General features: G+C 43.8%; 8 protein-coding genes. All 8 read left to right on the forward strand.

Features of this window, described 5'->3' with window-relative positions; translation table 11 throughout:
- The first annotated feature begins 15 nt into the window (after nucleotides 1-15).
- Nucleotides 16-2,145: an acetyl-CoA decarbonylase/synthase complex subunit alpha/beta gene (gene acsB, locus LI112_RS12010; protein WP_055055590.1), complete on the forward strand. Its 2,130-nt coding sequence runs from the start codon at nucleotides 16-18 to the stop codon at nucleotides 2,143-2,145.
- Nucleotides 2,146-2,440: 295 nt separating this feature from the next.
- A complete protein-coding gene (gene acsB, locus LI112_RS12015; protein ID WP_227190787.1) occupies nucleotides 2,441-4,567 on the forward strand; it encodes an acetyl-CoA decarbonylase/synthase complex subunit alpha/beta in 2,127 nt (708 codons plus the stop codon).
- 42 nt (nucleotides 4,568-4,609) lie between these two features.
- Nucleotides 4,610-5,551 (forward strand): acetyl-CoA decarbonylase/synthase complex subunit delta, encoded by a 942-nt coding sequence (gene acsD, locus LI112_RS12020; protein ID WP_005425373.1) that lies wholly within the window; start codon nucleotides 4,610-4,612, stop codon nucleotides 5,549-5,551.
- Between the two features lie 22 nt (nucleotides 5,552-5,573).
- On the forward strand, nucleotides 5,574-6,920 hold the full coding sequence (gene acsC / locus LI112_RS12025; RefSeq protein WP_227190788.1) for an acetyl-CoA decarbonylase/synthase complex subunit gamma: 1,347 nt from the start codon (nucleotides 5,574-5,576) through the stop codon (nucleotides 6,918-6,920).
- 79 nt (nucleotides 6,921-6,999) lie between these two features.
- Nucleotides 7,000-7,788, forward strand: a complete 789-nt coding sequence (acsE, locus tag LI112_RS12030; RefSeq protein WP_005425370.1) for a carbon monoxide dehydrogenase/acetyl-CoA synthase methytransferase subunit — start codon at nucleotides 7,000-7,002, stop codon at nucleotides 7,786-7,788.
- A gap of 146 nt (nucleotides 7,789-7,934) precedes the next feature.
- Nucleotides 7,935-9,863 (forward strand): corrinoid activation/regeneration protein AcsV, encoded by a 1,929-nt coding sequence (gene acsV, locus LI112_RS12035; protein WP_227190789.1) that lies wholly within the window; start codon nucleotides 7,935-7,937, stop codon nucleotides 9,861-9,863.
- Between the two features lie 79 nt (nucleotides 9,864-9,942).
- Complete coding sequence (locus LI112_RS12040; RefSeq protein ID WP_227190790.1) at nucleotides 9,943-10,647, forward strand: DUF3786 domain-containing protein; 705 nt, start codon at nucleotides 9,943-9,945, stop codon at nucleotides 10,645-10,647.
- Between the two features lie 16 nt (nucleotides 10,648-10,663).
- A partial coding sequence (locus tag LI112_RS12045; protein ID WP_227190791.1) for a formate--tetrahydrofolate ligase occupies nucleotides 10,664-10,880 on the forward strand: 217 nt, incomplete at its 3' end.

Below are 10,880 nucleotides of genomic sequence, written 5' to 3' on the forward strand. Positions count from 1 at the left end.
ACAGGAGGTATTAAGGTGACTTTATTTGATAGAGTTTTTAGCGGAAATGATGCTGTATTTGGTTTAACAGAGGGCGCTATCGACGGAGCAATCGCTCAGTACGGCGAAGACAAAGCTGTCAGCTTCCCGAATACCGCATACAGCCTTCCATGTTACTACGCTGTAACAGGAACAAAAGTTACAACTTTAAAAGAATTAAAAGAAGCTCTTGGTGTTGTTAAAACACTTATGACAAGAGAAAAAAGATTAAATGATGCATTTATGTCAGGTGTTGCTACAGCACTCTGCGCAGAATTCATCGAAGTTCTGAAATATATCGATGGTGCAACACCATACGAAGAACCATGCTACGGACATCTTGCAGATGCAGTTATCCGTGAACTTGGTGTACCGCTTGTAACAGGCGATATCCCTGGTGTAGCAGTAATCCTTGGATCTGCTCCTACAGTAGAAGAAGGCGTTGCTCTTGTTAAGAGTTATCAGGCACAGGGTATCTTGGTAACACTGGTTGGCGGAATCATCGACCAGGTTGCAGAAGCAGGAATGAAGACAGGTGCAAACGTACGTGTTATTCCGCTTGGAAAAGACGTTACAGCAGTTATCCATGTAGTATCTGTAGCTCTTCGTGCAGCTCTGATCTTCGGTAACGTAACACCTGGAGATGCAGGCACACTGATGAAATACACAATGGATCGTGTACCGGCATTCGTTAACGCATTCAAACCTCTGGATGATGTTATCGTAGCCTGTGGTGCAGGTGCTATCGCACTTGGATTCCCGGTTATTACAAACGAAACAGAAAATATCTTCCGTGTACCAAAGAGCCTGATCGTTCAGGAAGACGTAAGCAAATTCAATGCTACATCTCTTGAAGCACGTGACATTAAGATCAAGATTACAAATATCGATATTCCGGTTGCATTCGCATCTGCATTCGAAGGTGAGATCATCCGTCGTAAAGATATGCAGGTTGAATTCGATGGTTCCCGTGTAGACTGTGCAGAGCTTGTACAGACATGTGACGCTTCTGAAGTAGAAGATCACAAGATCACAGTAGTAGGACCGGAAGTAGACGACATGGAACTCGGAAGCAAGAACAGCATTGCATATGTTGTTAAAGTTGCAGGCAAGAACATGCAGCCTGACTTTGAGCCGGTTATCGAGCGTAAATTCCACAACTACATCAACTGTATCGAAGGTGTATATCATACAGGACAGCGTGATATGCAGCGTATCCGTATCAGCATTGATGCATTCAATGCAGGATTCAAGATCAAACACATTGGTGAAGTTCTTTACGCATCTGTGAAAAATGAATTTGACGCAGTTGTTGATAAATGTGAAGTTGTTATTTATACAGATCCGGCAGAATGTACAAGAGTACGTCACGAAGTTGCAATCCCGATCTTCGACAAACGTGATGAGCGTCTTGATACTCTGACAGATGAATCTGTAGATGTATATTACAGCTGTATCCTCTGTCAGGCATTCTCTCCAAGCCACGTATGTGTAGTAACACCAGAAAGACTTGGACTCTGTGGTGCCGTTTCATGGCTGGATGCAAAAGCAACACATCAGCTGGATCCTAACGGACCTTGCCAGGTAATCACAAAAGAACGTCCGATTGATGAGAACCTTGGTTCTTACGAAGACGTTGATGAAGCAGTTCAGAAATTCTCACAGGGTGCTCTGGAGCACGTTACACTGTACTCCATCATGCAGGATCCTATGACATCATGCGGATGCTTCGAGTGTATCTGTGGTATCGAACCATTCTCCAACGGTGTTGTTATTGCAAACCGTGAGTATGCAGGCATGACTCCTCTTGGAATGACATTCCCGGAAATGGCATCCATGACAGGCGGCGGTGTTCAGACACCTGGATTCATGGGACATGGAAAACATTTCATTTCTTCCAAGAAATTCATGAAGGCTGAAGGCGGTATCGAGCGTATCGTATGGATGCCAAAAGAACTGAAAGAATTCGTTGCTGAACGCCTGAACAAGACAGCACAGGAACTTTACGGAATTGAAAACTTCACAGATATGATCGGTGATGAAACAGTAGCAACAGATCCGGAAGCACTGGTTGAATACCTTACAGAAAAAGGACATCCGGCATTGGCTATGGATCCAATGATGTAATCCCCTCGAGGGCCAGGAGTGCTTGCACTCCTGGCCCGGGGGATTAATCTGGAAATCGAATCACAGCGTAAAGTTGCGTAGCAACGGGCTGCGAGAGATTTTCAGATTTAGCATGGAAATGGCGTAAGCCATAACATGCGTTTGACTCGGAATATTTCCAGACGTAAAGCTGTTGCAAACAGCGGGTTGTGGGAAAATTCAGGGTTTGTAACTTACGCAAACATGAAATGCTTCGCAGGGAACGCGGCTTTGTAAACATTTCAGGTTTAATAAATCAAAGAGTGGAGATGTGCACATGTTAATCAACAGAATCTTTAATGGAAATGATGCAGTATATGGCCTGACCGTCAATGCTGTGGACGAAGCAGTCAAAGAACATGGCGCAGACAAACCAGTGGGCTTTCCCCATACGGCATATTGCCTGCCATGTTATTACGCAGTAACAGGCGTAAAGGTCAAAACATTGGGAGAATTAAAAGAGACCCTGGGCGTTGTAAAGACACTCATGACCAGAAATCATGAGCTGGACGACGCACTGATGTCAGGGGTAGCAACCGCACTCTGCGCAGAATTTATTGAAGCTCTGAAATATCTGGATGGAGCGGAACCATACAGCGAGCCGTGTTATGGACATCTTGCAGATTCAATTATCCGTGAGCTTGGAGTACCGCTTGTAACGGGTGATATCCCTGGCGTTGCTGTTATCCTTGGATCAGCTCCGACTGCACAGGAAGGTGTTGATCTGATCAAGAGTTATCAGAAACAGGGTATTCTTGTAACACTGGTTGGCGGTATTATCGATCAGGCAACAGAACTTGGACTGAAGATGGGGTATAATGTAAGAATCGTACCACTTGGCAAAGATGTAACATCTGTTATTCATGTAGTATCTGTGGCAATCCGTGCAGCACTGATCTTTGGTAATGTAACACCTGGAGATGCCGGCGCATTGCTTACATATACAAAGGACAGAGTTCCGGCTTTTGTAAATGCTTTCAAACCAATTGATGATGTCATTCTTGCGGCAGGTGCAGGTGCAATCAAACTCGGCTTCCCGGTTATTTCCAATGAAGATGAGAATATCGTAGAAGTTCCGGGCGCATTGATTGCATGCCCGGATGTGGCTGATTTCAATAAGGTTTCACTTGAAGCAAGGAGTATCAAGATCAAAATTACAGATATTGATATTCCGGTTGCATTTGCATCTGCATTTGAAGGTGAGATCATCCGTCGTAAAGATATGCAGGTTGAGTTTGATGGTTCACGTGTAGACTGTGCAGAACTTGTACAGACAAAGAATATGGATGAAGTAGAAGACCACAAGATCACAGTTGTAGGTCCTGAGGTAGATACTTTTGAAGAAGGCAGTAAACACAGCCTTGCTTATGTAGTTGAAGTTGCAGGTAAGAAGATGCAGCCTGACTTTGAACCGGTTATCGAACGTAAATTCCACAACTACATTAACTGTATTGAGGGAGTTTATCACACCGGCCAGAGGGATATGTTCCGTATCCGAATCAGCAAAGATGCATTCAATGCCGGATTCCGTGCAAAACATTTTGGTGAAGTGCTTTATGCACAGGTCAAAAATGAATTTGAAGCAGTTGTTGATAAATGTGCGGTTACAATTTACACAGATCCTGCAGAATGTACCAGAATCCGTCATGAAGTTGCAATCCCGACATTTGACAGACGAGACGAACGTCTGGATACTCTGACAGATGAATCTGTAGATGTATATTACAGCTGTATCCTCTGTCAGGCATTTTCTCCAAGTCATGTATGTGTAGTAACACCAGAAAGACTTGGACTTTGCGGTGCCGTTTCATGGCTGGATGCAAAAGCAACACATGAACTGGATCCGAACGGGCCATGCCAGGTGATCACAAAAGAACGTCCGATCGACGAGAATCTTGGCTCTTATGAAGATGTAGATGAAGCAGTTCAGAAATTCTCACAGGGAGCTCTGGAACATGTTACACTGTATTCTATCATGCAGGATCCTATGACATCCTGTGGATGTTTCGAATGTATCTGCGGAATTGAGCCGTTCTCTAACGGCGTTGTTATTGCAAACCGTGAGTATGCAGGTATGACACCGCTCGGAATGACATTCCCGGAGATGGCATCCATGACAGGTGGTGGCGTTCAGACACCTGGATTTATGGGCCATGGAAAACATTTCATTTCTTCCAAGAAATTCATGAAGGCTGAAGGCGGTATTGAGCGTATCGTATGGATGCCGAAGGAACTGAAAGATACTGTAGCAGAACGTCTGAACAAGACAGCACAGGAACTTTACGGAATTGAAAACTTCACAGATATGATCGGTGATGAGACAGTTGCAACAGATCCGGAAGCGCTTGTAGAATTTTTAACAGAAAAAGGCCATCCAGCCTTGTCAATGGACCCAATGATGTAGTATAATATATACGTTTATTAATTAAGAGGAGGCTTATGAGAAATGCCGTTTAATCAGAAACCACAGAAATTTAACGCAAAGATCAACTCTGTCACAATCGGTAACGGAGACAAGACTGTGACTATCGGAGGAGAAAACTCCTTCCCATTTTATAGCTTTGATGCACCAACAGAAAACGCACCGAAGATCGGTGTTGAGATTTCTGACCTTGGACTGGACGAATTTTCCGAAGGCGTAAAGGCTTACTATGAAGGTGCAACTACTATGGCTGATATCGCTAAAAAAGCAGCAGCTATAGAAGGTGCAGATTTTGTTGCCCTGATTCTGGATGGTGGAGACCCGAATGGAGCAAACAAATCTGTTGAAGAACTTATCGGGGTTGTTAAAGAAGTAGCAGATGCTATCGACTGTCCACTGGTTGTAGAAGGCTGCAAGAACGTAGAGAAGGATGCGGAACTTCTCCCAAAAGTTGCAGAAGTACTTCAGGGAAGAAATGCACTTCTTCTTTCCGAAAAAGAAGAAAACTACAAAGCAATCGGTGCAGCAGCAGGTCTTGCTTATAATCAGATCGTTGGTGCTGAATCAGCCGTTGATATCAACCTTGCAAAACAGCTGAACGTTGTTACTACACAGCTTGGTGTTGATGCGAAGAAGATCGTTATGAACATCGGTAGTGCAGCAGCTGGTTACGGATATGAGTACGTAGTATCTACTATGGACCGTATCAAAGGTGCAGCATTAGGACAGAATGACAATATGCTGCAGATGCCTATTATTACACCTGTATCCGCAGAGACATGGGCAGTTAAAGAAGCAACAGCTTCTGAAGCTGATATGCCTGAATGGGGATCAGCAGATGAGCGTGGAATCGATATGGAAGTTATGACTGCTGCAGCTGACCTTGCAGCTGGTTCTGATGCCGTAATCTTAAGACATCCGGAATCAATTAAGACTATTTCCAAAATGATCAAAGCACTTGTGTAAATAATAGGAGGAATAATTAGCTATGGCACTGAATGGTATTCAGATTTTTAAATTAACACCAAAGAAAAACTGTAAGGAATGTGGATGTCCGACATGTATGGCTTTCTCCATGAAAGTTGCACAGGGCGCAATGAAAATTGAACAGTGTCCACATATGTCTGACGAAGCACTGGCTTCCCTTTCTGAGGCAACTGCTCCGCCGATGAAGACAATCAAGATCGGAACAGGCGATGCAGAGTTCACACTCGGTGGAGAAACTGTTCTGTTCAGACATGAAAAAACATTTGTAAGCAAACCAAGATATGCTGTATCTCTCTGCACATGCATGGATGATGCAGAAGTTGAGGCTAAACTTGCAGAAATCCCACATGTAGACTATGACCGTATCGGTGAAAGAATGCATGTAGAACTTGTATACGTGAACTGCGATGCAGAAGCAGATGCTGCTAAATATACAGCACTTGTAGAAAAAGCAAAAGGTCTGGGAAGAACTCTGATCCTTGGATGCACAGATCCAGAAATCGCAAAAGCAGCTCTTGAAGTATGCAAAGATGGCAAACCGGTTCTTAACGGAGCAAACGCTTCCAACTATGAAGCAATGAATGCTGTTGCAACAGAAGCAGGAGTAGTTCTTGGAGTATCCGGAAAAGACATCAACGAGCTTTACGATACCGTAGCAGCTCTTGAAAAACTTGGCAACAAAAACCTTGTTCTTGATACAACAGGTGCTGACATCAAAGAAACATTTGCAAATACTGTAATGGTTCGTCGTGCAGCTCTGAAAGATCAGAACAGAACATTTGGATATCCATCCATCGTTAACCTGGTTAAACTTGCCAAAGGTGATCATCATTTACAGGCAGCACTTGCTTCCGTATTTACAATGAAATATGGTTCCATCATCGTTATGGAACAGATGACATATGCAGAGGCTCTTCCACTGTTTGGTCTTCGTCAGAACGTTTATACTGATCCACAGAAACCGATGAAAGTAGAGCCGGGTATCTACCCACTCAACGGTGCAGATGAGAATTCTCTCGTTGTTACAACCGTAGACTTTGCTCTTACATACTTCGTAGTTTCTGGTGAACTGGAACGTTCCGGTGTACCGCTTAATCTGGTTATCAACGATGCAGGCGGACTTTCCGTACTGACATCCTGGGCAGCTGGTAAATTCTCCAGCACCAGCATTTCTGAGTACATCAAGACAGAAGTTGAGCCGAAAGTAAAATGCCGTAAACTCGTTATCCCTGGTAAAGTAGCTGTTCTTAAGGGCGACCTTGAAGCAAAACTTCCGGGATGGGAGATTATTGTAGGACCTAGAGAAGCAGTTCAGCTTGTGAAATTCTTAAAAGATATGCAGGCATAAGCCGGCATAAAATATAATTTTTCTCAGGGAGGAGGAAACTCCCTGAGACATTAAAAACCATGTAAAGGAGAACACAGGTATGGCAAAATTTGTTACTATTGGAGAGAGACTTTCCACAACAGCACCAGCAGTTAATAAAGCATTTACAGAGAGAGATCCTGAGCCGATCCTCAAAAGAGCAAAACAGCAGCTCGATGCAGGTGCTACATACCTCGATGTAAATATCGGACCAGCAGAGAACGATGGACCGGAACTGATGAAATGGGCTGTAGAGCTTCTGCAGAGCAACTTTGACAATGTTCCGCTTGCACTGGATACTTCCAACGTTGCAGCTATCGAAGCTGGTATTTCTGTATACAATCGTTCCAAAGGAAAACCGATCGTAAACTCCGCTGATGCTGCAGGAAGAATCGGTTATGTTGATGTTGCAGCTGCTAACGATGCAATCGTTATCGCTCTTTGCAACGGTGAAGGAATTGCAAAAGACAATGATGAACGTATGATGTACATGCAGACTCTGATGGAGAGAGGTATGGAACATGGTATGGACGTTGAGAACGATATGTGGTTCGATCCGTTATTCCTGGTTATCAAAGGAATGCAGGACAAACAGATGGAAGTTCTTGAATTCATCAAAATGATCTCTGATATGGGAATGAAGAGCACCGGTGGTCTTTCTAACAACTCCAACGGTATGCCGAAACATATCCGTCCGATCATGGACTCCGCTATGGTAGCTATGGCTATGATGCAGGGACTTACATCCGCAATCGTTAACCCTAACGACCTGCGTCTGATGGAAACAATCAAATCCTGTGATATCATCAAAAATAATTACCTGTACGCAGATTCCTATCTGGAAATCTAATCAGTCTGACTTTTTTACGGCTGTAGATAAAAAAAGGCTGGAGGCTTCGCGGCCTCTGGCCTTTTTTATAAATATCAATAAGTCTGACGCCCAACGCCACAGCTGAAAGACAAGAATATTCACGAGGCGAGAAAGGTGGTTACCGCATGTTTAAGGTGACATTTGCATTTGAAAATGGCAGTGAGGTAGAAGCATTTGCCAATGCGGGGGATAATCTGCTGGAGGTTGCACGTGGTGCGAACGTGGCAATTGATGCACCATGTTCCGGAAACGGAGCCTGCGGAAAGTGTCGGGTGCAGTTAAAAGGCGGAGAACTGGACTCAAAGAAAACTCTTCATATTTCTGATGAGGAATTTGAAAAAGGATGGCGTCTGGCATGCATGAGCAAAATCTGCGCGGATGTGGAAGTACTTGTGCCGGACATCGCATCTGCTTACAAAAGCAGAATGAAAGTGGCAGACTTAAGTTCTAAAGAAGAAATCGCAATTTTTGAAAAAGCAAAAAATCAGGTCGAAGAGACCGGAATTCAGTTAAGAAACAGTCTGGAAGTTGTAGAACTCCAGATGACTGAACCAACACTGGATGATACCATGCCGGATGTTGAGAGACTGACAAGAGCACTTCGCAAATTTATGAATCTGAAACGGATCAGAGTTCCGTATGCAGTTCTCCGTAAACTTCCGGATGTGCTCCGTGCAAGTAAATTTTCAGTGAAATGTGTGGTCCGCGTAACACCGGATGATATGTTTGTCTATGATATTTTTGATGCAAAAGAAGACGTGATCATGGGTGGACTCGCAGTAGATATTGGTACAACAACTGTTTCTGCTGTCATCATCAATATGGCTACGGGTGAAATCCTTGCCAAGAGTTCCTCCGGTAACGGACAGATCCGTTATGGTGCGGATGTTATCAACCGTATCATTGAGACAACGAAACCTGGTGGAATCAAAAAACTGCAGGATGCAGTGATCAAAGAAACGATCAACCCGATGATTCATGAGATGTGCAGAAGCATTCACCTTCCGGAGAATCAGGTCTATCGTATGTGTGTGGCTTCCAATACGACAATGAACCATCTGTTTGCAGGAATTAATGCAGATTACCTGCGTACAGAACCATATATTCCGGCTTTCTTTAAAACAAATTCGCTGTTTGCATCAGATGTCGGAATTGAGATCAATGGAGACGCCCATATTATTATGGCACCGAACATTGGAAGCTATGTGGGTGGCGATATCACAGCAGGTACACTGGTAAGTATGATCTGGAACAGACCGGAATTTTCACTGTTTATCGACCTTGGTACCAACGGTGAGCTCGTTTTTGGAAACTCTGATTTTATGATGAGCTGTGCCTGCTCTGCCGGACCGGCATTCGAAGGTGGAGATATCAGCTGCGGTATGCGTGCGACAGATGGAGCAATCGAAGCATGTACCATTGATAAAGAAACCATGGAACCGACATACAAAGTTGTCGGTGATCCTGGAACCAAACCGGTCGGTCTTTGCGGTTCCGGAATCATTGATGTGATCAGTGAACTGTTTATGACCGGAATCATTAATCCGAAGGGCAAATTTGTCCGTGAAGGTAAGCGTGTCCGCCATGACCATTATGGAATGGGCAGCTATGTGATCGCATTTGAGGAAGAGGCAGGATCTGTAAAAGATGTTGAGATCACAGAAGTAGATATCGACAACTTCATCCGTGCAAAAGGAGCTATTTTCTCTGCAATCCGCACGATGCTGTCTTCGCTTGATTTTGATGTATCCATGATTGATGATGTTTACGTTGCCGGTGGTATCGGAAGTGGAATCAACATGCAGAATGCAGTTAATATCGGAATGTTCCCGGATGTTCCGCTTGAGAAATTCCACTATATTGGTAACTCATCACTGACAGGTGCTTATCTGATGCTTCTTTCCACACAGGCCGAGAAAAAGACCTATGAACTTGCATCAAATATGACATATATGGAGCTTTCGACAGTTCCGACTTACATGGATGAATTCGTGGGAGCATGTTTTATCCCACATACCGATGCATCTATGTTTCCGAATGTGCATCAAAGATGATATCCAAGGGTGAAAAATACAAATGCTATTCATGCTTGCAGGATAAAGCATTTGTTTAATAACTTAGAAGAGGTGTGTTATGAGTTCTGACGTAAAAACAACAACATTTAGTCCGGCAGAAACAGAATCTGTAGGAGATAAACTGGGATATGGAAAAGACAGCAAAGAGCGTCTCCCATGGGAACATTATCTGAGCCAGTATCAGGAATCAGATCCAAAGGAAATTGCTGCAAGACTTGGCATTTCCTATGATGAAGAACAGAAGTATTTTACTCTGAAATTTCTTGGGACGGTTTATCAGATTTCCTGGCCGGATTTTCAGGTCAGCCACGAAGCGGATGATATGGGATTTTATCCTCTGGAAACCATGACCTATGCCAGAACTCTGACGATTCGTTTTCTGCTGAATGGTGCGGAAGCATCAGGTACCGGGAAATTCAAAACCTACAGAGAAATGCCGTGGGGTGAAGTATATCTTCGGCAGTTTGACGGACGCTGTATCAAGCGGCTGGCATTCTCCTATGGAAACCGTATCAAAGATTTTCAGACAATCATGGAACACATGCACTGTGTTCCGGTGAAGCATGGAGACATTGCTTATCAGCTGGAGATCTTTCCAGATTATCTGGTACAGATGATCCTGTGGGAAGGAGACGATGAATTTCCACCATCCTCACAGATCCTGTTTTCGGATAATTTTCCGATATCTTTTCAGGCAGAAGATATGGCTGTTATGGGCGATGTGATCATCGGATCACTGAAGTCCTTTGCGAAATGTATATAAAAAGGAGGTAACTTTTATGGGATTCAAAAGTGACATCGAAATTGCACAGGAGTGCGAAATGTTGCCAATCACAAAGATTGCAGAAAAAGCAGGTATTGATGATAAATATCTGGAGCAGTACGGAAAATACAAAGCAAAAATTGATTATAATCTTCTGAAAGAAAGTGACAGAAAAGACGGTAAGCTGATCCTTATGACAGCAATCAACCCGACACCGGCCGGTGAAGGAAAGA

This window comes from Blautia sp. 210820-DFI.6.14 (assembly GCF_020558815.1).
GTDB classification, from domain to species: domain Bacteria; phylum Bacillota; class Clostridia; order Lachnospirales; family Lachnospiraceae; genus Blautia_A; species Blautia_A obeum.

What these genes read in the sequence shown, in the direction of transcription:
- acsB (WP_227190787.1), top strand. Translation starts at nt 2,441, where the DNA reads ATGTTAATCAACAGAATCTTTAATGGAAATGATGCAGTATATGGCCTG.
- acsD (WP_005425373.1), top strand. Translation starts at nt 4,610, where the DNA reads ATGCCGTTTAATCAGAAACCACAGAAATTTAACGCAAAGATCAACTCT.
- acsC (WP_227190788.1), top strand. Translation starts at nt 5,574, where the DNA reads ATGGCACTGAATGGTATTCAGATTTTTAAATTAACACCAAAGAAAAAC.
- acsE (WP_005425370.1), top strand. Translation starts at nt 7,000, where the DNA reads ATGGCAAAATTTGTTACTATTGGAGAGAGACTTTCCACAACAGCACCA.
- acsV (WP_227190789.1), top strand. Translation starts at nt 7,935, where the DNA reads ATGTTTAAGGTGACATTTGCATTTGAAAATGGCAGTGAGGTAGAAGCA.
- LI112_RS12040 (WP_227190790.1), top strand. Translation starts at nt 9,943, where the DNA reads ATGAGTTCTGACGTAAAAACAACAACATTTAGTCCGGCAGAAACAGAA.